We start from the raw sequence: 25,869 nt of genomic DNA, 5'->3' as shown, positions 1-25,869 counted from the left end.
CGCGTCCGCGCGAGAAGCCCGGGGCTCGGGACGAGCCCGGCGGGAACGACGGCGCGCGCGGGTCGTGGCGGGTCTGGCGGGAGGCCGCGAGGCACGAGCGGCCGGATGGTAGACCCGCGCGCGCCGTCGTGGACGCCGGGCGGACGGAGCACGCGGAGCACCGGGCGACCGGACGCGCGACGGACGACTACGGGGTTCCCCGTACGGGGGTTGTCCATCGCCCGGCAGGCGGCACAGGCTCGTCGGTGACCCGATCCCGACGAGAGGTGCACCGATGCACTCCCCCGCTCAGACCCGTGTCTTCCGGCACCCGGCCCCGCTCTCCCGACAGCTGTCCCGGCCGCTCGCCGCTCTCCTCGCGCTCACCCTGGCGCTCGTCGCCGCGGTCGCGCTGACCACGGCCGGCCCGGTGCCGTCCGCCCAGGCCGCCACGGCGTGCGCCCCCGCGTGGAGCGCGGGCGCCGTGTACACCGGTGGCGCGGTCGTCTCGCACGGCGGCCAGAACTGGCGCGCCGGCTGGTGGACCCAGGGCGAGACGCCCGGCACCACCGGCCAGTGGGGCGTGTGGCGCTCCCAGGGCGCGTGCGGCGGCACGACCGACCCCGGCGGCCCGACCGACCCCGGCACGCCCGGCGGCTTCGTCGTCAGCAGGGCGCAGTTCGACCAGATGTTCCCGAACCGGAACCCGTTCTACACGTACGACGGCCTGGTCGCGGCGCTCTCGGCCTACCCGCAGTTCGCGTCGGCGGGCGGCACGGAGATCGCGAAGCGCGAGGCCGCGGCGTTCCTCGCGAACGTCAACCACGAGACCGGTGGCCTGGTCCACGTCAAGGAGATCAACACCGCGAACTACCCGCACTACTGCGACACCTCCCAGCCGTACGGGTGCCCCGCCGGCCAGAGCGCGTACTACGGCAAGGGCCCGGTCCAGCTGAGCTGGAACTACAACTACAAGGCGGCGGGCGACGCGCTCGGCATCGACCTGCTCAACAACCCGTACCTCGTGGAGACGAACTCCGCCGTCGCGTGGAAGACGGGACTGTGGTTCTGGAACACGCAGTCGGGCGCGGGCACGATGTCCGGGCACCAGGCGATCGTCGGCGGCGCCGGGTTCGGCGAGTCGATCCGCTCGATCAACGGCTCCATCGAGTGCAACGGCGGCAACCCCGCGCAGGTCCAGTCCCGCGTGACCGCGTTCCAGCGGTTCGCGCAGATCCTCGGCACGACGACGGGGGCGAACCTGTACTGCTGACCCGACCCCGGGAGGCGCGTCGGCGCCGGTCGCCCCACCGGCGCCGGCGCGCCCTCCGGTCGTGCGCCCCCACGGTCCTCCCCGGAGGGCCGGGCCCGCCGGCCCGCGCGTCACCGGACCGACGCCCGGCGTTCGTCCGCTCGTCGCGCGGGAGCCACCCGGTGTTCCTAGCGTCGTCAGGGCAACCGTCAGCACGACGCCTGGAGGACCCGACGATGACCCTCACCACCACCCGCCCGACCCGCAGACCCGCCGCGGGACGATCCGGCCGCCTCGCCGCGGCGCTCGTCGCCGCCACCGTCACCACCGCGGCGATCGCCCCCGGCGTCGCCGGCGCCGCACCGCTCCCCGCCGCCCCCGGTGCGGGCGCGGTCCCCGCCGTCCTCGCCCAGGAGCCGGGCGACGTCGTGCTCACCGAGACGTTCGACGGCGACGCCCTCCCCGCCGGCTGGACGCCCGTCCTCGGCGACTGGCAGGTCCGGGACGGCCGGCTCGTGGGCGACGCGCCCGACGGCTCCTCGCCCGCACGCATCACGTTCGGCGAGTCGCTCGAGAACTACCGCCTCGAGGCGACGCTGCGCTTCGAGCAGGTCGACAACGCCTCCCGCTGGGCGGGTGCGATCCTCGACGTCGCGCCCGACGGGTCCGTCCCGTGGTGGCAGGCCGTGCTGCGCAGCACCTCGACCGCCGGCAACGGCGTCGAGATCGCGCAGCGCACGCGTGCGAACGCGTGGAACGTCCCGTACACCGCGTCGGCGCCCTTCGACGCGGGCACGGGTCGCGACGTCGCGCTCGCCGTCGAGGTGCAGGGCGCGAGGACCACGTGGTCCCTCGACGGCCGGGAGGTGCTCGAGGGCCGCATCGACCGGACCGACGGCGGCGCGCTCGGGTTCGTCGTGGCAGGCGCGACCGTGAGCGTCGACGACGTCACGGTCACCGAGATCGAGCCCGCCTCGTACGTCGGCGACGACGGCGAGCTGCCGGTCACGGTCGCGCACCGCGGGTACTCGTCGGTCGCTCCCGAGAACACCCTCGCCGCGTACGCGGCGGGCATGCGTACGGGTGCCGAGTACGTCGAGATCGACGTGCACACGTCCGCGGACGGGGTCCCCGTGGTGAGCCACGACCAGACCGTGGACCGCACGACGGACGGCTCGGGCGACGTGGCGCGCCTCTCGTCGGCCTACCTGACGGGGCTCGACGCGGGCTCGTGGTTCAGCCCCGCGTTCACGGGGCAGCGCCTGCCGACGTTCGCCGACATGCTCGACCTCATGGGGACGGGCTCCTCGACGATGCTCCTCGAGATCAAGGGGCCGGAGACGTCCGCCGAGGTCGAGCGCGTCGTCGACATGATCGTCGACGCCGGGCTCGAGGACCGCGTCGTCCTCCAGTCGTTCGACGTGGACGCCCTGCGCTCCGCGCGCGAGCACGCGCCGCAGATCCCGCGCGGCCTGCTGCGCGGCGCGCTCGACGCGGACCCCGTCGCCGTCGCCGAGGACCTCGGCGCCGTCATGTACAACCCGTCGGCCGCGGCGCTGCTCGCGCGGCCGGGCGTGGTCGCCGACCTCAACGAGGCCGGCATCGCCGTCATGCCGTACACCGTGAACTCGGCGGCGGACTGGAAGCGGCTCACGGACGTCGGCGTCGACGGCGTCATCACCGACCGCGCGGGCGCGTTCATCGGCTGGAAGGAGGCGCAGGGCCAGGTCGGCGAGCCCGCTCCGGCCCCCGAGCCGACCGTGAGCATCGTGAGCCCGGCCGACGGCGCCGAGGTGGAGCGGGGCGACGCGGTCGTCGTCGCCGCCTCGTCGACCGACGCCGACGAGGTCGTGCTCACGCTCGACGGCGAGCGGGTCGAGAACGGCGCCACCGTCCCGGCCGCCGACCTCGCGCTCGGCGAGCACACCGTCGTCGCGACGGCGACCGGCGAGGGCGGCGAGGCGACGGCGGAGCGGACGGTCGTCGTGACCGTCACCGCCGAAGGGCTGCGCGCCCGGCTGGCCGGTCTGGACGTGAGCACGGGCCAGCTCCAGCAGCTGCTCTCCGCGCTGGAGCGCGAGGACTGGGACCGCCTCGTGCGGACCGTGACGAAGCACGTGGACGACGACGCGACCGTCGAGCGCCTCACCGCGGAGATCGACCACCTCGCGCCCCGCTGACCGCGGGCTCGCCGCACTCCGCACCCCGGGTCGCACGCCGGTCGACGGCCGGCGCGCGGTCCGGGGTGCGGCCAGGGTCCGGCCGGGGTGCGGCGGTCAGACCGGCTGCTTCGGGGCGAACTGCGAGAGCGTGAGCTCGGCGCCCTGCGGGTCCCTGACCACGGCGTCGCGCGACCAGTCCGTCTCCGCCGACGCCAGCACCGTCGCGCCCGCGCGCTCGGCCGCCTCGACCGACGCGTCGCGGTCGGCGACGGCGAACGTCACGACGAACCGCGCCGGACCGTCGGCGCGCTCGATGCCCGCGGCGACGTCGGCGAAGCCCGGCGGCAGCAGCGCCTGGCGCTCGTGGATGCCGGGGTCGGCCGTCCGCGCGAGATGGTCGCCGTAGCCGGGCACGCGCACCATGCCCGCGCCGAGGTCCGGGTCCACCTCCCACCCGAGCAGCGGCCCGTAGAAGTGCAGCGCCCGCAACGGCTCGGGCGTGCGCAGGTTGCTGAAGTTCCACGTCCCGGGCTCGTTGACGCGCTGGGCACCGAGCCGCTCGTCGGCCTGCCAGAACCGGCACGTCGCCCCCTGCGGGTCGCGCACGACCGCCATGCGACCCGCGGCCCCGACCGTCGTCGGACCGTCGAGCACGGCACCGGCGAGGTCCTCGACGCCGCGGGCGCTCGCGTCGACGTCGTCCACCGCCACGTACGTGACCCATTCCGGCGTCCCCTCGTCCGTGTCCCGTGACGCGATCGCCGCGACCGGCTGCCCCGTGAGCGACGCGACGACGTACCGCCCGCCCGCACCAGGAGGGAGCCGGTCCTCGAAGGCCCAGCCGAACAGCGCACCGTAGAACGCGAGCGCCCCGTCGACGTCGGGCTGCTCGGTGTCCACCCAGCACGGCACGCCGTGGGGATAGGTGCGCGGGACCGGTCCGCCCGGCTGCTGGTCCGTCATGTCGGCCTCCGTCCCGTGCCGCTGCGACGCGGCCCCCACCCACCTTCGGCCCGTGGTGGCCGCCGACGCAAGGGTCCGGACCCCCTTCCGCGCGCGAGCACCCGGGCGCGGCCCTACGGTCGAGGATCCGACGACCTCGACACCCCGGAGGCACGACCATGTGGGCATTCTTCGGACGCCGGCTGCGCACGCTCGTCATCGCGGTCGTGCTCATCCCCGTCGCGACGCGGGTCGCGCGCGCGATCGCGGACCGCACGGAGGCGAAGCACGGCGGGCCGACGACCCTCTCGCGCGGGCTGCGCTCGGTCGACGGGCTGGCCCAGAAGGCCCGGCGGCTGCTCTGACCCGACGCCGGGGCGTCACCTCCCGGTCTTCCCGGCGTCACCCCGACCTCGTACGGTGACGGGGACGACCCGTCGACGACGAGGGAGACCGACCGTGTCCACCAGCACCACGCACCCGCGCACCACGCGACCGCGCACCACGCACCGCACCCGTCCCCGCACCGCGCTCGCCGCGGCGCTCGCCGCAGCCCTGGCGCTCGGCGCCGTCGGCGCGTCGGCGGGTGCCGCCGTCGCGCACGGCGGGCAGAGCGGGCAGAGCGGCGGGCAGAGCGGCGGGCACGGTGGCGGGCAGAGCGGCGGGCACGGTGGCGGGCACGGGAAGGGCGAGACGCTGCGCGTCGCGACCTACAACGCGAGCCTCAACCGCGCCGCCGCGGGCGAGCTCGAGGCGGACCTGTCGACGCCCGACGACGCGCAGGCCGCCACGATCGCGGAGGTGCTGCAGCGCACGCGCCCGGACGTCGTCCTGCTCAACGAGTTCGACTACGTCCCGGACGGCCGTGCCGTCGACCTGTTCCGCGACAACTACCTCGAGGTCCCGCAGGGCGGCGCGCAGCCGATCGAGTACCGGTACGCGTACGTCGCGCCGTCGAACACCGGGATCCCCAGCGGGTTCGACCTGAACAACGACGGGACGGTCGGCGGCGGGGACGACGCGCTCGGGTTCGGCGTGTTCGAGGGTCAGTACGGCATGGCGGTCCTGTCGCGGTACCCGATCGACACGCGCGACGTCCGCACGTTCCAGGAGTTCCTGTGGAAGGACATGCCGGGCGCGCTCCTCCCCGACGACCCGACGACGCCCGCGCCCGCGGACTGGTTCACGCCCGAGGAGCTGGAGGTCGTGCGGCTGTCGAGCAAGTCGCACTGGGACGTCCCCGTCCGCGTGGGCCGCGAGACCGTGCACGTGCTCGCGTCCCACCCGACGCCGCCGACGTTCGACGGTGTCGAGGACCGCAACGGCCGCCGCAACCACGACGAGATCCGGTTCTGGGCCGACTACGTCACGCCCGGGAAGACGTCCCGGTACGTCTACGACGATGACGGCCGTCGCGGCGGGCTGCGACCGAGCGAGTCGTTCGTGATCCTGGGCGACCAGAACGCCGACCCGCTCGACGGCGACTCCGTGGACGCGGCGATCGACCAGCTCCTCGACCACCGGCGCATCGCGGACCCGCTGCCCACGTCGACGGGCGGCCCGGAGGCGGCCGCGCTGCAGGGCGGCGCGAACGCGACGCACGAGGGCGACCCCGCGTACGACACCGCGGACTTCGCCGACACCGCGCCGGGCAACCTGCGCGCCGACTACGTGCTGCCGTCGCGCGACCTGCGCGTGCGCGACGCCGGCGTGTTCTGGCCCGTGCAGGCAGACCCGCTGTCGCGGCTCACCGGCGTGTTCCCGTTCCCGAGCAGCGACCACCGACTCGTGTGGGTCGACGTCGTGGTGCGCTGACGCCTGGAGATCACCCGGTTTCTCACCCCGCCGGCCGGCTCTCGACCCTGGCGCCGACCCGGCCGGCGGGTGCACACTCGTGGAGGCTCGTGCTCACTGCCGAGTCACAGCCAGCTCTCACCGACTCTGCGGCCGGCCCCGCCGGCCCCCGGCACGGTCGCCCCGCGACGCGCGCCTCCGTCGTCCGGCCCGACGACACCCTGTACCGCCCGGACCTCGCGCGCCCGCCCCCGCGGGCCGTCCCCTTGCGGGTGCCGGGCACTGCCGGACCTTGGAGCACACCCATGAGACGCGTTCCCACCGTCCTGGCCGCCGCAGCGACGACGCTGCTGCTGGCCGCCACCCCCGCCGTCGCGCACGGCGGCGGCACGCCGGAGCCCCGCCCGCCCACCGTGAAGGACGTCACCGGCGGCCTCGTCGGGCCGCTGAGCCTCGCGGTCGGCCCGAAGGGCCTCACCTACGTCTCGCAGGACTTCGCCGGGGCGCTCACGTCCGTCGCGCGCGACGGGACCGCCACCACGATCCACACCGCCGAGCCGGGGTACGAGGTCGGGGGCGTCTCGTACGGCGACCGCCGGGTCGTCTTCACCGAGACGTTCTACGGCGAGAACCCGACGTCGCTGGCCGCCACGGTGAAGACGCTGCGGACGGACCGCTCGGGCCGGCCCGTCGGGTCGCCGACCGTCCTCGCCGACATCCACGCGTTCGAGACGGCGAACAACCCCGACGGCGGGACCTCGTACGGGCTCCTCGAGACCGACCCGGCGTGCGTCGCGCAGGTGCCGCCCGAGCCGGTCCCGGCCGTGTACACCGGGGTCGTCGACGCGCACCCCTACGCGACGACGTCGTTCCTCGGCACGACCTACGTCGCCGACGCGGGCGCCAACGCGATCTTCGCGGTGGACCGGCGCGGGGTGCGGACCGTGGGCGTGCTGCCCGCCCAGCCCTACGTCATCACCGAGGCGCTGGCGGCCGAGGTCGGCTGGCCGGCGTGCACGGTCGGCGAGACCTACTGGTTCGAGTCGGTGCCCACCGACGTCGAGGTGGGTCCGTGGGGCCAGCTCTACGTGTCCGTGCTCCCCGGCGGCCCGGAGGACCCGTCGCTCGGCGGGCGCGGCGTCGTCTACCGGATGGACCCGTGGCGGGGCGCCGTGCGGCAGGTCGCGACCGGCTTCGTCGGCGCGACCGACCTCGCCGTGACGGAGAAGGGCACCGTGTACGTCGCCGAGATGTTCGGCGGGAAGATCTCCGTGGTCGAGCGCGGCGGTCTGCGCACGCTCGTCGAGGTGCCGCTCCCGGGTGCCGTCGAGTGGACCGGCAAGGGGCTCGTCGCGACGACGAACGTGCTCCCGGGCGAGGGTGTGCCGCCCGACGGGCGCGTCACCACCGTGACGCTCGGGAAGACGCACGGCCACGGCGGCTGGGGCGGTTGGGGCTCGTGGCGCGACGACTGGAAGGACGACCGCCACGGCCTCGGCGGGTGGTTCGACCGCGGTCGCTGAGCCCGACGGACCCGCCGGCGCACGCTCCCGACGGGGGCGTGCGACGGCGGTCCGGGCGTCAAGCGGTCGCGGCGTCAGGTGGTCGCGGCGCGGCGGAGGGCGTCGAGGCTGTGCCGGACGTCGTCGTCGGTCGTGGCCCAGCTGCTCACCGAGATGCGCAGCACGGCGCGGTCGTGCCAGCGGGAGCCGGACATCCAGGCCGTGCCGTCCTCGAGCACCCGGCGCACGACGTCCCGCGTGCGGTCGTCGTCGCCGAAGGACGCGCACACCTGCGTGAACACGACGTCGTGCAGCACCTCGACGCCGTCCAGCGCGCGCAGCCCGTCCGTGAACGCCGCGGCGTGCCGGCAGAAGCCGTCGACGAGGTCGGCGACGCCGTCGCGCCCGAGCGACCGCAGGACGGCCCACACCGGGAACGCCCGGCCCCGGCGCGACAGCTCGGGCACCTTGTCGAGCGGGTCGCCCGCGGCGCTCTGGATGAGGTAGTCGCCGTGCATGCCCATCGCGGCGCGCAGCGGCGCGGGGTCGGCGACGATCGCGAGACCGCAGTCGTACGGCACGTTGAGCGTCTTGTGCGCGTCGGTCGCCCAGGAGTCGGCGCTCTCGTAGCCCGCGACGAGGTGCCGGTACGTCGGCGAAGCGGCCGCGAACAGCCCGAACGCGCCGTCGACGTGCACCCACGCCCCGTGCCGGTGCGCGACGTCGATCGCGTCGGCGAACGGGTCGAACGCGCCGGAGTGCACGTTGCCCGCCTGGAGGACGACGATCGGCGGCGGCCCGTCGGGGTGCGGGACCGCGTCGAGCGCCGCGGCCAGCGCGTCGGTCCGGATCCGGCCCTGGTCGTCGGCGGGCACGACCTCCGGCGCGCCGAGGCCGAGGTACGACAGCGCGAGGTCGACCGACTCGTGCCGCTCGGCGCCCACGAGCACGCGCACGCGCGGCGCGCCCGACAGCCCGTCGGCCCGCACGTCCCGGCCGACCCGACGCAGCACCTCGGCCCGCGCGGCCGCGAGCGCCGTGAAGTTGGCCGTCGTGGCACCGGTGACGAAGCCGACCGCGCTCGCCGGGGGGAGGCCGAGGAGGTCGAGCAGCCACGTGCTCGCCACGTCCTCGACCGCGGTGTGGGCGGGCGTGACGGTCCGCAGCGCGGAGTTCTGGTCCCAGGCGCTCGTGAGCCAGTCGGCGGCGAGCGCGGCGGGGTGGCTGCCGCCGATGACCATGCCGTAGAAGCGTCCGGAGGGCATCGCCGTGAGGCCGGGGTCGCACGCGGTCGCGAGCAGGTCGACGACCTCGGCGGGCGGCGTCGGTCCCTGCGGGAGGTCCGTGCCGAGCGCCGCGACGACGTCCTCGACGCCCGCGCGCGGCGGCACGGGCCGGGTCGCGAGCGAGTCGAGCCACGTGCCCGCGTGCTCGACGGCGCGGCGCAGCGCCTCGGTCCGGTCGTCCATGACCGCTCCTGACCGCGCCGGTCGCGCGCCGGCGCCGGTTCCAGGCTCGTCCTGCGCACGGGCGCGGTCAACCGCGGACCCGGGTGATTCCCGGCCGGTCCTGGACGTCCGTACTTCTTACACCCGGGCAACGACCAGGCAACACTCGGTGCCTAGGGTCGGGCGGGCCACGTACCACCCACGGAAGGCCACCCCCTTGAGAACGCTCACACTGACCCTCTCCGGGCGCGTCGTCGCGCTCGTCCTCGCCGTCGCCCTCGCCCTCGCCGCGGTCGTCGCGACCGTCGCGTACTCCGTCGCCGACTCGCGCGCCACGGCGGCCGCGGCCCGGGCCGAGGGCGCGCAGCCCGCCGTCGTCGCCGCGGGCGCCGCGACCAACCCGCTGGGCATCGCGTCCGCCCGGTACAGCACCGCGACGGCGAACGCCGCGGCCGGCAAGCCGAAGGTCGTCGTCGTGGCGACCGGCGGGACCATGGCGGGCAAGGCGACCGGGCGCGACACCTTCACGAGCTACCGCGCGGGCACGTACCGCATGGAGGACATGCTGAACACGCTGCGGCCCGAGCTCGACGCCGTCGCGGACGTCACGGCCGTGCAGTTCGGCAACGCCGGCTCGTCCGGGTACTCGATCGCGCAGTTCCACGCCCTGACGCTCGAGGTGGAGAAGCAGCTCGAGACGGCGGACGCCGTCGTCGTGACGACGGGGACGGACACGCAGGAGGAGTTCGCCTACTGGCTCGACCTCACCGTGCAGTCGCGCAAGCCCGTGGTGACGTCCGGCTCGATGCGCCCGTGGGGGTCGGGCGACGGCCCGGACGACAGCCTCGTGTTCGGCACCGACGCGCCCGCCAACCTGTACAACGCGATCAAGGTCGCGGCGTCCCAGCAGACCTACTGCTTCGGCACCGTGCTCATGCTCAACGACGAGATCCAGGCGGCCCGCGAGGTCACCAAGTCGAACTCGTACCGCACCGACACGTTCCAGACCCGCGAGTACGGCGTGCTCGGCTGGATCGACGGGAACAACATCACGCTCGGCCGCGCCCCGGCCCGCGTCATGACGTGCGACACGGAGGACTGGTTCACGCCGTTCGACCTGACGAAGACCGCGCCCGAGAACCTGCCCCGCACCGAGATCCTCATGTCGTACCAGCAGGCCGGCGGCGAGGCCGTCACGGCGTTCGCGAACGCGGGCGTCAAGGGCATCGTGACCGCGGGCACCGGCGCGGGCGGCATCTCGTCCGCGATGAGCCAGGCCCGCACCGCCGCGATCCGGGACAAGGGCGTGTGGTTCGTCTCGACGACGCGCACCGGCTCCGGGTCCTCCTACGGGTCGGGCAACGGCCTCATCGCGGGCGGCGACCTCACCGCCGTCAAGGCCCGGCTCCTGCTGCTCCTGTCGCGCGCGTTCACCGAGGACTTCGCGACGGCGCAGGGCTGGTTCGCGACGTTCGGCAACGCGTCGTTCGACCAGTCGGCGACGGCGGACGTCGTCGGGGCCACCCCGGGCAGCACCGCGGTGCTGTTCTCCGGGACCGCGACGCCGTCGTGCAAGGCCCAGAAGGCCGAGCTGACGGTCGCGATCACGAACTCCGACGCCGTGCCGGTCGACCTGCGCGTCGACAGCCCGGCGGGCGGGTACAAGTTCACGAAGATCCCCGCCGGCCAGACCGTGAAGCACACCATCCCGGCCAAGGTCGCCGACCTCGCCGCGGGCGAGGCGAAGCTCACGGCGTACAAGAACGTCGACGGCAAGGGCATCCAGACGGTCAAGACCGTGGCGTACCCGGCGACGACGTGCTGACGCACCGGTGACGCCCCGCTGACGCACCGCTCGTCCGACCACGGGGTCGGCGACCGCCGAGCACGGGTCGGTGACCGTTTCCTGAGGGATCCGGTCGCCGAGCCCCTGCTCGGCGGACGCCGGCCCCGTCGCCCGTCAGGCCGGGCGGGCCGCGAGCGTGGCGACGTCGGCCGCGGCGGGCACGGCGTCCTGCGCGCCCGGGCGGGCGACGGCGAGCGCACCCGCGGCCGCGGCGAGGCGGGCGGCGTCGACCAGGTCGTCCCCTCGGGCGAGCGCGGCCGCGAGGACGCCGCAGAACGTGTCCCCGGCGCCGGTCGTGTCGACCACGTCGGCCGGGAACGGCGGGACGACGGCGAGCTCCGGCCCGGCTCCCGCGGCCCGTCCGCGCCGGGCGACCAGGCACCCCTCGCCGCCGAGCGTCACGACCACGGCCGGGACGCGCGCGAGCAGCGCGACCGCGAGCGCGTCCGCAGGACCCCCGTCCGCACGACCAGCGTCCGCACGACCCGCGTCCGCACGACCCGCGCCGCCGGGATCGGCGGGCCCGGCCAGGTCGGCGGCCTCGTGCTCGTTGACGACGAGCACGTCGACGGCGGCCCACACGTCGTCGGGCAGGTCCCGGGACGGGGCGGCGTTGAGGACCATCGGCACGCCGAAGCGGCGGGCGTCCGCCGCGGCGCGCACGACGTCGAGCGGGACCTCGAGCTGAGCCAGCACGGCGTCGGCCGCGGTGATCCGCGCGACGTCCTCGGCCCCCAGCCGGACGTGCGCGTTGGCGCCCGGTGCGACGACGATCGTGTTCTCGCCGTCGGGCGAGACGGTGATGAGGGCGGTACCGGTGGCCGCGTCCACGCGCGCGACGCGGTCGGTCCGCACACCCGCCCCGTCGAGGGACGCGAGGAGCAGGTCGGCGCCGTCGTCGCGGCCGACCGCCCCGACGAACGTCGTGTCCGCGCCCCCGGCGCGCGCCGCCGCGACGGCCTGGTTCGCGCCCTTGCCGCCGGGCGACCGGCGCAGGTCGCCGCCGAGCACGGTCTCCCCCGCGCCCGGGTGCCGCGGCACGTCCACCACGAGGTCGACGTTCGCGGAGCCCACGACGACGACACGGCCCCGCTCCGCCGGGCCCCCCGCGCTCACGGCGCCGCTCGTGCTCGTCGCGCCGCTCGCGCGAGCCCTCATGGCGCCTCCCTGGTCCGCGGTCTCCCGTCCGGTGACCGGCTGCTGGACGTCCCGCCCGGGGACGTCCAGCAGCGTACCCAGCGTGGTGCGTGCGTGCAGCGCGCCGACCGGTCCCGGGGTGCCGCGCGACGGCTGTGGACAACCCGTGGCCGGGTGCCTCGCGTTGCTAGCGTCGCACCGGATCGAGGGCCGTCGGCCCTCGCGACCGACGAGGGCAGGGGGCCGGGGTGGGGCACCTCGAGGTGGACACGGACGCGCTCGCGCTCGCCGGGGCGCTGACCGCCGGCGCCGCCGGTGCGCTCCTCGCCGTCGACGGACCGGGGGCCGGAGACCCGGCGGCTGGCGCGTCCGCGACCGGTGACGCCGTGCTGGCCGACGCCGTCGCTGCGCTGGTCGCGGCGTGGGGTCCGGCGCGGCGGCTCCTGCTCACCGAGCTCGACCAGCTCGCGTCGGCGCTCCGCGCCGCGGCGGCCCTCCTCGACGACGCCGAGAGCGGGTCCGCGCGCGACCTCGCCGCGGTCCTGGTGCCGTCAGGGGCCGTGGGCGCCGCGCCGTCGGCCGCCCGGCCCGGGCACGCGCGGGAGGCGTGACGTGGGCGACGTCGAGCACCTGCCGCTGGCGGGCGACCCCACCGCGCTGCACGCGACCGCGTCGACCCTCTCGCGCGCCGGGGACGCGCTCGAGGTCGCGGACGCCGGGCTCGCGCGCGTCCGGGCGGCCGTCGCGTCCCAGCGCGGCGCGGCCGTCACGCTCGCCCTCGGACGTCTCGACGACCTCACCGCGCGGTCCGCGGCCCACGGTGCGGTGCTCGACGCCGCGGCGCGCGTCCTGCACGGCCAGGCCGACCTCCTGCGCACCCGCCAGCTCGAGGCGGCGGCGGCGATCGCGCGCCGCCGTGCCGCCCTCGACGCGGTCACGAGCCGGGAGGCCGAGCTCGACGCGCTGCACCGGACGCCGTTCCTCGACACCCTGGGCGCCGGCCACGGGCACGCGGTCGCGGACGCCGTCCGGCGCGTGGTGGAGGCGCGCGACGACGTCCGCCGGGCCGAGGAGGACTGGCGGGCCGCGCGCGACGCGAAGCAGGCGGAGTCCCGGCGTGCGGCGGCACGCCTCCTCCCGCTCACCGAGGTACGTGCCGTGAGCGCGTGGGTCGCGTCGGGCGGGGACGCGTCGGCGTTCGGGACCACGTGGGTCGCGGGCGGTGGTCCGGCGCCGACCGCCTCCACGGTGTCGGGCCTCGCGGCCGCCGCGCTCGTCGACCAGGTGGCAGGACGGGCGCTGGACGACGACGCGCAGGCGGCGGTGCTCGACGGGCTCGCCCGGCTCGTCGGCGGCGCCCGGGCGGACGAGGCCTTCTGGTCCGCCTTCTACGCGGCGACGACGCCGCAGGACCTCTACGTGCTGCTGGAGGGCGACCACCTCGCGCCGGACGGGTCCGTCCTGGGTCCCGGGACGCACCACGGCACGATCGCCCACGCGGTGGCCGACACCTTCGGCGCGTGGGCCGCGTCGCTGCCCCCGGACGAGCAGTCGGCGCTGGGCGCGCGCGTCGTCGACGACCTCGGGTCCGGCACGATCCCCGGCGGCTGGGCGGCGGCGGCCACGGCGCTCCTCGGTGCGGCGCGGGGCGCACCCGGGACGCACCGGGGCGCGCTGGAACGCCTCGACGCGCGGCGACAGGCCGACGCAGCCTCTCTCGACCCCCTCGCGTCCCTCCCCTTCGAGCGCGACGCGCGGTACGTCATGAGCGCCGCGCTGCGCGGGCTCGCGGACTCTCCCGAGGAGTCGCTGCGCTTCCTCGCCGGCGACGGGGACCCGGCCCGCGTCGCCGCGCGGTCCGCGCGGTGGGTGGGCGCCGTCCCCCTCGGCGGCTGGCCCGACGAGGGCGAGGGCGTCGCGGCGGTCGTCCGGGCCGCGGTCGAGCACGGGGCGGTGAGCACCTCGGCGACGGACCAGGAGCGCGCGGCGCTGCTGCTGTCCCGGGTGACCTGGGACGCTCCCGGCGGGCTCGCCGGCGCGCCCCTGTCCCCCGTCGCGCAGTCCGACCTCGCCGCCGCCTACGCCCCGTACGTCGAGGCGTTCGACCGGGGCTTCGTCGCCCAGGGCCCGTTCGACGCCGTCGGCACCGTGGACGGAGGTGCCGGCGGAGGCGCCGACGGGAGCGGCGGCCGCCGGCTGCCGCTGCTCGAGCCGGAGGCCCTGTCCCGCACGCTGTCCGCGACCATGGCGTCGCCCGACGGGGTGCGGTCCTGGAGCGCGACGATGATCGCCCACCACGACACGACCGTCCTCGACGCGCTCTGCCCGACGCCGTCGGCGCCGGACCCGACGGACCCGGAGCTCCGCACCGGCGTCGTCCGGGCGCTCGACGCGCACGACAAGGTGCTGTCCGACGCCGGGGTGGTCGTCGGCAGCATGCACCGCGCCGACGTGGCCTCCGCCGTGGACGCCGCGGAGCGGTACGACGCCCGCGTCGCCTTCCTCCTGGGCGTCGCGGGCGACGTCGCCCCCGGGCCGGCCGTGCTCAGCACGCCGGCGCTCGCCGTGGTCGAGGGCTACCTCGTCGACCTCGACTCCGGCCGCACGACGGCCGTCGACCGCGCGAGCGCGGAGGGGACGGCCGAGAGCGCGGTCCTGCGTGCCCGCGGTCACGACCTCGTCGTCGCCGCGCTCGTCGCGGACGGGGTCTCCCCGGAGGACGCCGCGGCCCGGGCGGCGGCGTTCGTCCGGACCGAGGACGGCGAGGACCGCAGCGGCTTCGGCGCGCCGTTCCTGCAGGCGGCCGGCCTCGCTCCCTACCGCGGCACGTCCCTGGCCGTCCCCCCGGGGCCGCCCGTGCCGTGACGTCGACGACCGCGCAGGTCAGAGCGCGTCGAGCAGCCCGCGCAGGCGGTCGATCTCGGCACCCTGGCCCGCCGCGGTGTCGGCGGCGATCTCGAGCGCGTACGTGTCCTGCCCGTCGACGAGCACGACGTCGACCATGTCGAGCGCGCCCTGGTGGTGCTGGATCATGCCCTCGAGGAAGAGGCGGTCGAACTCCGCCCCCGTCGCGCTCTCGAGCGCCGTCATCTGCTCCGCGCTGAGCATGCCGGCCATCCCGTCGTGCGCGTGGTCGTGACCGCTGTCGGGGACGCGCGGCCCGGTGCCGTCGAGCGACTCGACCTCCGCGGGGACCGGCAGCTCGCGCTCCTGGAGCCACGCGGCGAGCGCGTGGATCTCGGGACCCTGCGCGGCGGTGACGCGCTCGGCGAAGGCGGCGACGTCGGGAGCCTCGGCCCGATCGGGCGCGAGCGCGGCCATGTCGAGCGCCTGGAGGTGGTGGCCGATCATGCTCGTCACGAACGTGACGTCGGCCTGGTTCCACTCCCCCGCCGGCTGCGGGCCGTCGAAGTCCTCGGGCGCCGTGGTCGTCGGGTCGTCACCGGGCCGCCCCGGCTGCACGACGGCGCTCGACGGCGTGGCCGAGGCGTCGTCGTCGCCGGTGCACGCCGAGGCGACGAGCAGCATCGGGACGACGACCGCGCAGGTCAGCGCCGCCTCGCGCCGACGGCGCCGCACGTTTCCACCAGGAAAACTCCTCACGCCGCTCGTTCCCTCCGTGTAAAACATCGCCAGAAAGTGTCCGGTTTGGGTAGCCGAGCCGGGAATTGCCCGTCAGAATTCGCAGAACCCTACCAAGGAGGTGTTTCCCCCGTGCATCAACCGACGCACAGGCAACGACGCCGGGGCATCGTCGCCTCAGCACTCGCCGCAGGACTCGCCGTCTCCTCCCTCGCGGTCGCCGCACCCGCCCTCGCCGAGCCGTCCGACGGCTCGCCGGAGGCCGTGGAGGCCCTGACCGATCTTCCCGCCCAGCGGATCGCACCGCTCGCCGTCTCCGCCCCGGTCCTCGGGGTCGGCGAGGTCGCGGGCAGCCCGAACCTCGAGCTCGTCGCCAACGTGCCGAAGAACGGCGCGTTCGCACCCGAGGGCCAGTACAGCTCCGACCTCGCGTTCCAAGGGCGGTACGCGTTCGCCGGCAACTACGGCGGGTTCACGGTCTACGACGTCGCAGACCCGACGAACCCGCAGCAGGTGGTCCAGTACGAGTGCCCCGGCTCCCAGAACGACATCTCGGTCCACGGGGATCTCCTCGTGCTGAGCACGGACTCCTCGCGCAGCACCGACTCGTGCGAGAACGTCGCGCAGAGCGCCACGGTCAAGGAGTCGTGGGAGGGCCTCAAGATCTTCGACATCTCGGAGCCGACGTCGCCGCAGTACGTCGCGTCGGTCGAGACGCAGTGCGGCTCCCACACGCACTCGCTCGCGCCGAGCAAGGACGGCGAGGACCTGTTCGTCTACGTCTCGTCGTACAGCCCCAACGCGGCGTTCCCGGACTGCCAGCCTCCGCACGACCTCGTGAGCGTCGTGCGGATCCCGGTCGACGACCCGGCGTCGGCGGCCGTGGTGTCGACCCCCGTCCTCTTCCCGGACGGCGGCAACCCCGGTGGCAACGGCTCGAGCACGACGTCGGGCTGCCACGACATCACGACCTACCCGTCGAAGGACATCGCGGCGGGCGCGTGCATGGGCGACGGCGTCCTCATGGACATCACCGACCGTGCGCACCCCGTGGTCACCGAGGTGGTCCGCGACACGAAGAACTTCGCGTTCTGGCACTCGGCGACGTTCAACAACGAGGGCACGAAGGTCGTCTTCACCGACGAGCTCGGCGGCGGTGGCGCACCGACGTGCAACGCGACCGTCGGCCCGGAGAAGGGCGCCGACGCGATCTACGACATCGTCGACGGCCAGCTCGTCTTCAAGAGCTACTACAAGATCAGCCGCGAGCAGGCGCCGACGGAGAACTGCGTCGCGCACAACGGCTCGCTCATCCCGGTCCCCGGCCGCGACATCATGGTCCAGGCCTGGTACCAGGGCGGCATCTCCGTGTGGGACTTCACGGACTCGGCGAACCCCGTCGAGATCGCGTGGTTCGACCGTGGCCCGCTCTCGGCCGAGCGACTGATCCTCGGTGGCTCGTGGTCGGCCTACTGGTACAACGGCGCGATCATCTCGAACGACATCCAGCTGGGCCTCGACGTCCTGCTGCTCGACGACCCGATCACCAACGCGGCGAAGTCCGTCGTCACGGACGAGCTCAACCCGCAGGCGCAGCCGACGTACGAGGAGCCGGCGGCCTGGGCCAAGGGCACCGCGTACGCGGGCGGGGCGGTCGTCACCTACGGGGGCGCGGTGTGGAAGGCCCAGTGGTGGAGCAAGGGCCAGACGCCGGGCGACCCGTGGGGTCCGTGGGAGGAGATCGCGGGCGTCGACTCCGCGGGCGTCGGCGCGTGGAAGCCGACGCGCGTGTACGTCAAGGGCGACACCGTGACGCACGAGGGCACCGAGTACACCGCGAAGTGGTGGACCCGGAACCAGGAGCCCGGCGACCGCTGGGGCCCGTGGGACCCGCAGGACTGACCCACCGACCGCCCGGGTCGTGACCCGGGCGACCGGCAGACCGACGGCGCCCGCTCACCCTCCGGTGGGCGGGCGCCGTCGCGCGCGCTCGGTGCGCGGCGCAGCGTTCTGCGCGGGCGCCGTCACGCCGCCGCGACGGCGGCCCTGCGCTCCCGCACGGTCGCGAGCGCGACGCTCCACGCGACGAGCTCGTCGAGCATGGCGTCGAGGTCGCCCTCGTGCCGCGCACGCGGCGCGAGCCGCGCGTACTCCTCGAAGTCGTCGTAGAGCGACAGGCCGACCTGCGTGCGCACGTCCGCGAGCCGGAGCTCGCCCGCGACGAGCCGCAGCTGCTCGACGGCCCGCGCCCCGCCCTGGACCCCGTAGCCGACGAAGCCGACGGCCTTGTCCGCCCACTCGTGGTACAGCCAGTCCATCGCGTTCTTCAGCACGGCGGCCGGCGCGTGGTTGTACTCGGGCGTCACGACGACGTACCCGTCGAAGCCGTCGATCAGGCGCGACCACTCCCAGGCGAGCGGGTTCTCGTACTGCTGCATCCGCGGCGGGAGCGCCTCGTCGAGGTGCGGGAGCGGGTGGTCGGCGAGGTCGACGACCTCGAAGGTCGCGTCGGACCGCTGCACGGCCCGGTCGAGCACCCAGTCCGCGACGCCCGCACTGTTGCGGCCGGTGCGCGTGCTCCCGACGAGGATCGCGATGCGTGGGGTCGTGGTCATGGTTCCTCCGTTGAGTGACGTGTCACCTAACTTGGTGATGCGTCACCGTACCGCGATGTCGGTGACGTGTCACGCAACGCGGGTAGGATCGTCCGCATGACGGGACACCCGATCCTCGACGACGCCGAGCGAGACGCGTGGGACGCCTACCTCACGATGCGTCGCGCGCTCGACCGGGTGCTCGAGGCGGCCATGCGCACGGAGGGCGACGTGTCGCCGCCGGAGTTCCAGGTGCTCTCCGTGCTGCACGCCGCCGACGACCGGGCCCTGCGCACGGGCGAGCTCGCCGCCGCGCTCGACTGGGAGCGCAGCCGGGTCTCCCACCTGTCCCGCCGGATGGCCGAGCGCGGCCTGCTCGAGCGGACCGAGTGCGTCGACGACGGGCGCGGGACGTGGATCGTCCTGACGAACCCTGGACGCCGTGCGCTGCTCCGGGCGGTCCGCGGTCACACGGAGCTGCTGCGGGAGGTCCTGTTCGAGCCGCTCGGCCCCGACGGGCTCGCGCGGCTCGAGGACGTCGCCCACCGTGTCGTCGACGCGGTCGAGCGCTCCGGCCGGCCCGGCGCGCCGGCCTCGGGCCGAACGGCACGCACGGGGGCGTCGTCGTGACCGCGTCCTCGGGTCGGCGGGCCATGCCCGACGACGCGCGCTGCCCGTGCCTGTCCGGCGACACCTACGGCGCGTGCTGCGGCCGGTACCACGCCACGCCGGCCTCGCTGCGCGCGGGCGGCGGGCCGGACACCGCCGGAGCGCCGACGGCCGAGGCGCTCATGCGCTCGCGCTACAGCGCGTTCGCGGTGGGCGACGCCGACTACCTCCTGGCGACGTGGCACCCGTCGACCCGGCCGGGGTCGCTCGAGCTCGACGACGACGTGGAGTGGCGGCGGCTCGACGTCGTGCGGACCGAGGCGGGCGGACCGTTCGACACCACGGGGGTCGTGGAGTTCGTCGCGCACCACCGCTCGCGCACCGGCGGCCCGACGACGCGCGGCCGCCTGCACGAGGAGAGCCGCTTCGTCCGGGAGGACGGGCGCTGGACGTACGTCGACGGGGACATCCGCTAGAGCACGTCGTACGACACGGCCACGGTGCCGAGGCTGGTCGTGGAGCACCCCGTGAGCCGGAGCGACCGCGGCGCGGGGAGCTCGCGGAACAGGCGCTTGCCGGTACCCAGCAGCAGCGGGTGGACGAAGAGCCGCAGCTCGTCGACGAGCCCGAGCGCCATGAGCTGCCGGACGAGGTCGCCGCTCCCCAGGACGGCGAGGTCGCCGTCGCCTGCCGCCTTGAGCCGCGGTACGGCTGCCTCCAGCTCGCCGTCGAGCACGCGCGCACCGTCCCAGGCGAGGTCGGTCAGCGTGCGGGTCGCGACGTGCTTCGGGGTCTCGCCCAGGTGCCGCGCCATCGGGTCGTCGGCGGGCGCGTGGGGCCAGAACGCCGCCATCTTCTCGTAGGTGCGCCGACCGAAGAGGTAGCCGGTCGTGCGGCCGAACCCGTCCGCGGCGACGGCCTCGTGGACCGCCCCGGCGTACGGGGCACCCCAGCCGCCGTGGGCGAAGCCGCCCTCCGTGTCCTCCTCCGGCGAGCCGAGGCCTTGCATCACGCCGTCGACGGTCAGGAACTCGATGATCACCAGTCGTCTCATGGCGTCGATGCTGGCCCCCACGACGCGGTCCCGGCTTGAAGAATGTTGACCCGGCGGTACCGGGGGCCCGCGCCGCGCGCCATACTGCCGTCATGGACGACGACCGTCGCGTCTCGCTCGTCCGGCACCGTCCCCGGCCGGGTCTCGCCGGGCTGGTCGCCGGCATGGTCGGGCTGTCGGAGAGCGCACCGGGCGTCGTCGGGCGCCGGCAGCCGGCCGGGACGCTGCTCCCGCTCGTCCTCACCCTCGACGGTGCGCTCGAGATCGTCGACCTCTCGGACGGGACGGGAGCGGGCCGCTCCTACCGCTCGTTCGTCGCCGGCCTGTCGGGCGGCCACGCGACGACCCGGTTCGCCGGGACCATGGAGTGCCTGCAGGTGTACCTCACCCCGCTCGGCGTCCGCCGGGTCCTCGGCGTCCCCGGCACGGAGGTGGCGCGCCGCGTCGTCGCGGTGGACGACGTCGTCCCCGGCCTGGGCGACGACCTCGCCGACCGCGTCGCGTCCGCGCCGGGCTGGGAGCAGCGGTTCGCCCTCGTCGAGGCCGCGCTCACCCGGCACGCGGCGCGCAGCGCGGGCGTCGTGCCGCCGTGGGTCGCGTGGATGTGGCGGCAGATCCGGGCGAGCGGCGGCCGGGCCCGCATCGCGGACCTCGTCGAGCAGACCGGCTGGAGCCACCGGCACGTCGCGACCGTCTTCGCGCAGAACGTCGGCGTGACGCCCAAGCAGGCGGCCGGCGTCGTCCGGTTCGAGCGCGCGTCCGCCGACCTCGGCCGGCTGCCGCTGGCCGAGATCGCCGCCCTCCACGGGTACGCCGACCAGAGCCACCTCACGCGCGACGTCGTGCGCTACTCGGGGGACACGCCGGGCGCCCTCGTCGCCGCCCGCCGCCCTACGCCGTCGACCGCGCTGGGCCTCCTCGACCGGGACGAGGACGCAGGACCGCGACCGCGAGCGCACCGAGCAGCGCCCCGGCGGTGTTGAGCACGACGTCCTGCACGGTCGGCACCCGGCCCGGCAGCAGGATCTGCGTCAGCTCGATCGCGGTGGACAGCGCGGCGGCCGCGAGGGTGACGAGCGCGACGGCACGCCCCACGCCCGGCGCGCGGCGACCGCGGCGCGCGACGGCATCGCGCAGCAGCGGCAGCCCGAGCACCCCGAACGGCAGGAACATCACGACGTTCGCGGACGCCTCGAGCACCGGGAGCGTCAGCGGGATCCCCAGGCCGTCCAGCACCTCGAGGGTCGCCGTCGCCCACCCGGGCGCCGCGGTGGACTGCGGCGACGGCCACAGCGTGACGACGCCGACGGCGGCGAGGTAGGCGGCGAACGTCCAGGGCAGCAGGCGCACCGCCACAGCGTAGGGACCTGCGCCGTGGCGGCCCCGTGCGGGTGCCGGACCGCCACGCCGCCTTCACCGATCCCGCCCCTCGACGCGCGGGAAGGCAGGACTGTCGGTTCACTGGGCGCCATGGTCACTCTCGGATTCCACTCCTCCCACGAACAGATCCCGCCCGGTCCCCTCCTCGCCGCCGCCCGGCGCGCGCAGGACGTGGGTTTCGACGCGGCGATGTGCTCCGACCACCTCGCGCCCTGGAGCGAGCGGCAGGGCGAGTCCGGCTTCGCGTGGTCGTGGCTCGGCGCCGCGCTCGCGACGACCGACCTGCCCTTCGGCGTCGTCACCGCGCCGGGCCAGCGCTACCACCCCGTGATCATCGCCCAGGCGATCGCGACCCTCGGCGCCATGTTCCCCGGCCGGTTCTGGGCCGCCCTCGGCTCCGGCGAGGCCATGAACGAGCACGTGACCGGTGACCGCTGGCCCACGAAGGAGGAGCGGGACGAGCGGCTGCGCGAGTGCGTCGACGTCATGCGGTCGCTCCTCGCGGGCGAGGAGGTCACGCACCACGGGCACGTCACCGTGGACCGGGCGCGCGTGTGGTCGCTGCCCGACGTCGCCCCGCGGCTCGTCGGCGCGGCCGTCACGGCGCGGACCGCGCGCCGCCACGCCGACTGGGCGGACGGCCTCGTCACCGTGAACCAGCCGGTGGAGACGCTGCGCCGCGTCGTCGGCGAGTACCGCGACGCCGGCGGTCGCGGCGAGCTCGCCCTGCAGGTGCACGTCGCGTGGGGCGAGGACGACGAGGCGGCGTTCGCCGTCGCGCACGACCAGTGGCGCTCGAACCTCCTGCCCCCGAGCGTCAACTGGCACCTCGAGACGCCCGAGCAGTTCGACGCCGTCGCGGACCTCGTGCGGCCCGAGGAGGTCCGCGGGACCGTCCTCGTCGAGCACGACGCCCAGCGGCTCGCCGACCGCGTCGGCGAGATGGTCGCGTGCGGGTTCGACGCCGTCTACCTGCACCACGTGGGCCAGGAGCAGGACGCGTTCCTCGACGCCGCGGGCGAGGAGCTGCTGCCCCGGCTCCGGGAGGCCGCCGCCTCCACGACGGCCGCCACCACCACCGGAGGGGGGACCGCGTGAAGATCCGCGACACCGGCGACCTGTGGTGGAAGAACGCCGTCGTCTACTGCCTCGACGTCGAGACGTTCATGGACTGGAACGACGACGGCATCGGAGACTTCCCCGGCCTCGTGCAGCGGATCGACCACCTCGCCGACCTCGGCGTGACGTGCCTGTGGCTCATGCCGTTCTACCCGACGGCCGACCGCGACGACGGCTACGACATCACCGACTTCCTCGGCGTCGACCCGCGCCTGGGCGACATGGGTGACGTGGTCGAGCTGGTGCGCACCGCGCGGGACCGCGGCATCCGCGTCATCGTCGACCTCGTCATCAACCACACGTCGGACCGCCACCCCTGGTTCCGCAGCGCGCGCCGCTCGACCGACGACCCGTTCCGCGACTTCTACGTGTGGCGCTCCGACGAGCCGCCGTCCACGAAGGACCAGGTCGTGTTCCCCGACCAGGAGGACGGCATCTGGACCCTCGACGAGAAGACCGGCGAGTGGTACCGCCACCGCTTCTACCGGCACCAGCCCGACCTCAACACGGCGAACCCGAAGGTGCGCGACGCGATCGCCAAGGCGATCGGGTTCTGGCTCGAGCTCGGCATCTCGGGGTTCCGGGTCGACGCCGTCCCCTTCGCCCTGACGGACGCGGCCGCGAACCCGGACGACGAGATCGACGACCCGCACGACATGCTCCGCGTGCTGCGCGCGTTCCTCGGCCGCCGCTCCGGCGACGCGATCCTCATGGGCGAGGTCAACCTCCCCTACGCCGACCAGGCGCGGTTCTTCGGCGACGGGAACCCGGCGGACGGCGACCCGGGCGGCACGACGAGCTCCGAGCTGACGATGCAGTTCGACTTCAACGCGATGCAGGCCATGTACCTGGCGTTCGCGCGCCACGACGCCGGCCCGCTCGCCGCGTCGCTGCAGGCACGACCGCCCATCCCGCACGACACCCAGTGGGCGACGTTCGTGCGCAACCACGACGAGCTGACCCTCGACAAGCTGAGCGAGGACGAGCGCCAGGAGGTCTTCGCCGCGTTCGGTCCCGAGGAGGACATGCAGCTCTACGGGCGCGGGCTGCGCCGCCGGCTGCCGCCCATGCTGGGCGGGGACCCGCGGCGGCTGCGCATGGTGTACTCGCTGCTCTTCTCGCTGCCGGGCACCCCGGTGCTCTTCTACGGCGAGGAGATCGGGATGGGCGAGAACCTCGACGTCCCGGGTCGGCTCGCCGTGCGCACCCCCATGCAGTGGACGTCGCAGCACAACGGCGGGTTCTCGCGCGCGCCCGCGCGCCGGCTCGCCGCGCCCCTGCCCGACGACGGGTACGCCCCCGAGCACGTCAACGTCGCCGACCAGCGGCGCGACCCCGACTCGCTCCTCACGTTCGTGCGGCTGCTCGCCCACCGCTACCGGGAGTGCCCGGAGCTGGGGTGGGGCGACGCCGAGGTGCTCGACCAGCCGGAGGCCTCGGTGCTCGCGCTGCGCACCACGTGGCAGGACGCGTCGATGGTCACGCTGCACAACCTGTCGCCGGACCCGGCCGTCGTGCCGCTCGTGCTCGACGACCTGCCCGACGAGGCCCGGCTGGTCGACCTCCTCGACCACGACGACCTCGAGCCCGCGGCCGACGGCAGCGTCGAGGTCCGCCTCGACGGCTACGGCTTCCGGTGGCTGCGCGTCACGCACCCGGAGGCGCGCCGGCTGCTGTGAGCGAGGACTCGTCGGTCTGACGCGCGACGCCCCGCCCGGGTCCTGCCCGGGCGGGGCGGCGTGGCTGTCGGCCGTGCGAGTCGTGCGTCAGCCGTGCGCGTCAGCCGTGCGCGTCAGCCGTGCGTCGGCTCGTCGGGCCCCACGGGGGGGCCGGGCGACGACGGCCAGCCCGGGTCGTCCGGGACGGGGTCGCTCGGGCGCGGCTCGCCCGGGACCGGCTCGCCCGGGCCCGGCCCGTGCGGGGGCGCCGAGGGGTCGGCGGGCGGCCCGGGAGACTTCGGGGGCTCCACGACGGGCTCGGCCGGCCGCACCGGCTCGACCGGACCCCCGGGCTCGACGGGTCCGCCGGGACCGCCGGGGTCGACCGGACCGGTCGGCTCGGCCGGTCCTGCAGGGTCGGACGGCTCGGCCTGGTTCGCGAACGTGTCCCGTTCGTCGCGCGGCAGCCCGGTGAAGTTCGGGTCGTCCGGCACCGAGCCCGGGTCGGGGATCGTGGTCATCGCGCACCTCCAGCGTCGAGTGCGACGCCGACGTCGGCGTCCCTCCTGACGCTAGGCCCGGACCGCCCGGCTCGCGCGCCGCGTGCCTAGGCTGGGCCCGTGACCTCGTTCGCCTCGGACAACTACGCCCCTGCCCATCCCGACGTCCTCGCCGCCCTCGCCGCCGCGAGCGCCGGCCACGCGATCTCCTACGGGGAGGACCCGTGGACCGCGCGGCTGCAGGAGGTGGTGCGGGACCGGTTCGGCGGGGAGGCGACGGCCTACCCGGTGCTCACCGGAACGGGCGCCAACGTCGTCGCCCTCATGTCGATGCTGCCCCGGTGGGGCGCCGTGGTGGCGTCCGAGCACGCGCACCTCGACACGGACGAGAACGGCGCGCCCGAGCGCGTCGGCGGCATCAAGGTCCTCACCGTGCCGGCCGCGGACGGGAAGCTGACCCCCGACGCCGTCGACCGCTTCGCGGCCGACCTCGGCGACCCCCACCGCGCGCAGCCGCTCGTCGTCTCGGTCACGCAGGCCACCGAGCTCGGCACGGTGTACACCCCGGACGAGATCCGCGCCGTCGCCGACGCGGCGCACGCGCGCGGGATGCGGGTGCACCTCGACGGCTCGCGGCTGGCGAACGCCGCCGCGGCGCTCGGCGTCCCGCTGCGCGCGCTCACGACCGACGCCGGCGTGGACGTGCTGTCCTTCGGCGGGACCAAGAACGGCCTGGCGCTGGGCGAGGCCGTCGTCGTGCTCGACCCCTCGGCCGTCGACGGCGTCGAGTTCGTCCGCAAGTCGACGATGCAGCTCGCTTCGAAGCTGCGGTACGTCTCCGCGCAGCTCCTCGTCCTCTTCGAGCCGGTCGGCGACCCCGTCGCGGAGGTCGACGAGCTCACCGCCGCCGACGAGCTGTGGCTGCGCAACGCGCGGCACGCGAACGCGATGGCCGCGCGGCTGCGCGCCGGTCTCACCGACGCCGCCGCCGGTCGGGACGGCGGCCCGACGGACGACAGCCCGGCGGACGACAGCCCGGCGGAGGGCGCGCCGCCGGTGTCCCGCCTCGTCCTCACGCAGCCCACCGAGGCGAACGCGGTGTTCGCGACGCTGCCGCGCGCCGTCGTGGCGGCCCTGCGGGAGCGCCACCGGTTCTACGACTGGGGCCCCGGCGAGACGCCCGACCGCGTCGAGGTCCGCTGGATGTGCGCGTGGGACACGACCGCCGCCGACGTCGACGCGTTCGCCGCCGACGTCCGCACCGCCCTCGCGAGGTAGTGCCGCAGCAGCGACCGCGGCACCACCTCGCGG

The 25,869-nt window shown here is 75.4% G+C and carries 23 protein-coding genes; 15 read left to right on the top strand and 8 right to left on the bottom strand.

The window, feature by feature from the left end; translation table 11 throughout:
* Positions 1-274: 274 nt before the first annotated feature.
* Together ACWPWV_RS08915 and ACWPWV_RS08910 are read left to right on the top strand one after the other, a co-directional pair.
* Positions 275-1,252, top strand: a complete 978-nt coding sequence (locus tag ACWPWV_RS08915) for a glycoside hydrolase family 19 protein (RefSeq protein WP_454042565.1) — start codon at positions 275-277, stop codon at positions 1,250-1,252.
* 215 nt (positions 1,253-1,467) lie between these two features.
* Positions 1,468-3,411 carry a glycerophosphodiester phosphodiesterase family protein gene (locus ACWPWV_RS08910; RefSeq protein ID WP_454042564.1) on the top strand — a complete coding sequence of 648 codons (1,944 nt, stop codon included), beginning with the start codon at positions 1,468-1,470 and terminating at the stop codon, positions 3,409-3,411.
* 96 nt (positions 3,412-3,507) lie between these two features.
* Here the strand turns inward: ACWPWV_RS08910 and ACWPWV_RS08905 are convergent, their stop codons facing one another.
* On the bottom strand, positions 3,508-4,356 hold the full coding sequence (locus ACWPWV_RS08905; protein ID WP_454042563.1) for a VOC family protein: 849 nt from the start codon (positions 4,354-4,356) through the stop codon (positions 3,508-3,510).
* Positions 4,357-4,514: 158 nt separating this feature from the next.
* Here ACWPWV_RS08905 and ACWPWV_RS08900 point away from each other — a divergent pair, with 158 nt between their 5' ends.
* The 3 genes from ACWPWV_RS08900 (at position 4,515) to ACWPWV_RS08890 (ending at position 7,652) form a co-directional block, all read left to right on the top strand.
* Positions 4,515-4,700 (top strand): hypothetical protein, encoded by a 186-nt coding sequence (locus ACWPWV_RS08900; RefSeq protein WP_454042562.1) that lies wholly within the window; start codon positions 4,515-4,517, stop codon positions 4,698-4,700.
* Between the two features lie 331 nt (positions 4,701-5,031).
* The gene (locus ACWPWV_RS08895) at positions 5,032-6,150 is read left to right on the top strand and encodes an endonuclease/exonuclease/phosphatase family protein (RefSeq protein WP_454042841.1); all 1,119 of its coding nucleotides are present in this window, start codon (positions 5,032-5,034) and stop codon (positions 6,148-6,150) included.
* A gap of 284 nt (positions 6,151-6,434) precedes the next feature.
* The gene (locus ACWPWV_RS08890; RefSeq protein ID WP_454042561.1) at positions 6,435-7,652 is read left to right on the top strand and encodes a ScyD/ScyE family protein; all 1,218 of its coding nucleotides are present in this window, start codon (positions 6,435-6,437) and stop codon (positions 7,650-7,652) included.
* A 74-nt stretch (positions 7,653-7,726) separates the two neighbouring features.
* On the opposite strand, the gene ACWPWV_RS08885 is transcribed toward ACWPWV_RS08890, so the two are convergent.
* A complete protein-coding gene (locus ACWPWV_RS08885; RefSeq protein ID WP_454042560.1) occupies positions 7,727-9,100 on the bottom strand; it encodes a pyridoxal phosphate-dependent decarboxylase family protein in 1,374 nt (457 codons plus the stop codon).
* Positions 9,101-9,296: 196 nt separating this feature from the next.
* Between ACWPWV_RS08885 and ACWPWV_RS08880 the strand changes: the two genes are divergently transcribed.
* Positions 9,297-10,904, top strand: coding sequence for an asparaginase (locus tag ACWPWV_RS08880; RefSeq protein WP_454042559.1), 1,608 nt, complete (start codon positions 9,297-9,299; stop codon positions 10,902-10,904).
* A gap of 135 nt (positions 10,905-11,039) precedes the next feature.
* On the opposite strand, the gene ACWPWV_RS08875 is transcribed toward ACWPWV_RS08880, so the two are convergent.
* The gene (locus tag ACWPWV_RS08875; protein WP_454042558.1) at positions 11,040-12,083 is read right to left on the bottom strand and encodes a ribokinase; all 1,044 of its coding nucleotides are present in this window, start codon (positions 12,081-12,083) and stop codon (positions 11,040-11,042) included.
* Positions 12,084-12,310: 227 nt separating this feature from the next.
* On the opposite strand from ACWPWV_RS08875, the gene ACWPWV_RS08870 reads away from it, so the two are divergent.
* Both ACWPWV_RS08870 and ACWPWV_RS08865 read left to right on the top strand, forming a co-directional pair.
* Positions 12,311-12,673 (top strand): hypothetical protein, encoded by a 363-nt coding sequence (locus ACWPWV_RS08870; protein ID WP_454042557.1) that lies wholly within the window; start codon positions 12,311-12,313, stop codon positions 12,671-12,673.
* Between the two features lies 1 nt (position 12,674).
* Entirely contained in the window at positions 12,675-14,927 is a 2,253-nt protein-coding gene (locus ACWPWV_RS08865) for a hypothetical protein (protein ID WP_454042556.1), read from the top strand.
* 18 nt (positions 14,928-14,945) lie between these two features.
* Here the strand turns inward: ACWPWV_RS08865 and ACWPWV_RS08860 are convergent, their stop codons facing one another.
* A complete protein-coding gene (locus ACWPWV_RS08860; protein ID WP_454042555.1) occupies positions 14,946-15,692 on the bottom strand; it encodes a DUF305 domain-containing protein in 747 nt (248 codons plus the stop codon).
* An 84-nt stretch (positions 15,693-15,776) separates the two neighbouring features.
* On the opposite strand from ACWPWV_RS08860, the gene ACWPWV_RS08855 reads away from it, so the two are divergent.
* Positions 15,777-17,546 carry a carbohydrate-binding protein gene (locus tag ACWPWV_RS08855; RefSeq protein WP_454042554.1) on the top strand — a complete coding sequence of 590 codons (1,770 nt, stop codon included), beginning with the start codon at positions 15,777-15,779 and terminating at the stop codon, positions 17,544-17,546.
* 122 nt (positions 17,547-17,668) lie between these two features.
* On the opposite strand, the gene ACWPWV_RS08850 is transcribed toward ACWPWV_RS08855, so the two are convergent.
* Positions 17,669-18,259: an NADPH-dependent FMN reductase gene (locus ACWPWV_RS08850; protein WP_454042553.1), complete on the bottom strand. Its 591-nt coding sequence runs from the start codon at positions 18,257-18,259 to the stop codon at positions 17,669-17,671.
* A gap of 96 nt (positions 18,260-18,355) precedes the next feature.
* Here ACWPWV_RS08850 and ACWPWV_RS08845 point away from each other — a divergent pair, with 96 nt between their 5' ends.
* Positions 18,356-18,868, top strand: coding sequence for a MarR family winged helix-turn-helix transcriptional regulator (locus ACWPWV_RS08845; protein WP_454042552.1), 513 nt, complete (start codon positions 18,356-18,358; stop codon positions 18,866-18,868).
* 23 nt (positions 18,869-18,891) lie between these two features.
* Entirely contained in the window at positions 18,892-19,323 is a 432-nt protein-coding gene (locus ACWPWV_RS08840) for a YchJ family protein (protein ID WP_454042551.1), read from the top strand.
* Here the strand turns inward: ACWPWV_RS08840 and ACWPWV_RS08835 are convergent.
* Positions 19,320-19,901, bottom strand: a complete 582-nt coding sequence (locus ACWPWV_RS08835) for a dihydrofolate reductase family protein (RefSeq protein ID WP_454042550.1) — start codon at positions 19,899-19,901, stop codon at positions 19,320-19,322. The two genes, ACWPWV_RS08840 and ACWPWV_RS08835, sit on opposite strands and share 4 nt — an antisense overlap.
* 92 nt (positions 19,902-19,993) lie before the next feature.
* Here ACWPWV_RS08835 and ACWPWV_RS08830 point away from each other — a divergent pair, with 92 nt between their 5' ends.
* Positions 19,994-20,884: a helix-turn-helix domain-containing protein gene (locus ACWPWV_RS08830; protein WP_454042549.1), complete on the top strand. Its 891-nt coding sequence runs from the start codon at positions 19,994-19,996 to the stop codon at positions 20,882-20,884.
* Here the strand turns inward: ACWPWV_RS08830 and ACWPWV_RS08825 are convergent.
* Positions 20,793-21,251: a VanZ family protein gene (locus tag ACWPWV_RS08825; RefSeq protein WP_454042548.1), complete on the bottom strand. Its 459-nt coding sequence runs from the start codon at positions 21,249-21,251 to the stop codon at positions 20,793-20,795. The genes ACWPWV_RS08830 and ACWPWV_RS08825 overlap by 92 nt on opposite strands.
* A gap of 120 nt (positions 21,252-21,371) precedes the next feature.
* Between ACWPWV_RS08825 and ACWPWV_RS08820 the strand changes: the two genes are divergently transcribed.
* Both ACWPWV_RS08820 and ACWPWV_RS08815 read left to right on the top strand, forming a co-directional pair.
* A complete protein-coding gene (locus ACWPWV_RS08820; protein ID WP_454042547.1) occupies positions 21,372-22,379 on the top strand; it encodes a TIGR03885 family FMN-dependent LLM class oxidoreductase in 1,008 nt (335 codons plus the stop codon).
* The gene (locus ACWPWV_RS08815; protein WP_454042546.1) at positions 22,376-24,079 is read left to right on the top strand and encodes an alpha-amylase family protein; all 1,704 of its coding nucleotides are present in this window, start codon (positions 22,376-22,378) and stop codon (positions 24,077-24,079) included. Before ACWPWV_RS08820 ends, ACWPWV_RS08815 begins: the two co-directional genes overlap by 4 nt.
* A gap of 113 nt (positions 24,080-24,192) precedes the next feature.
* On the opposite strand, the gene ACWPWV_RS08810 is transcribed toward ACWPWV_RS08815, so the two are convergent.
* Positions 24,193-24,579: a hypothetical protein gene (locus ACWPWV_RS08810; protein WP_454042545.1), complete on the bottom strand. Its 387-nt coding sequence runs from the start codon at positions 24,577-24,579 to the stop codon at positions 24,193-24,195.
* A 99-nt stretch (positions 24,580-24,678) separates the two neighbouring features.
* Here ACWPWV_RS08810 and ACWPWV_RS08805 point away from each other — a divergent pair, with 99 nt between their 5' ends.
* On the top strand, positions 24,679-25,836 hold the full coding sequence (locus tag ACWPWV_RS08805; RefSeq protein ID WP_454042544.1) for a threonine aldolase family protein: 1,158 nt from the start codon (positions 24,679-24,681) through the stop codon (positions 25,834-25,836).
* Positions 25,837-25,869 lie beyond the last annotated feature (33 nt).

The sequence above is a fragment of the Cellulosimicrobium sp. Marseille-Q8652 genome (assembly GCF_965112045.1).
This window is presented reverse-complemented; position numbering and strand designations above follow the sequence as displayed.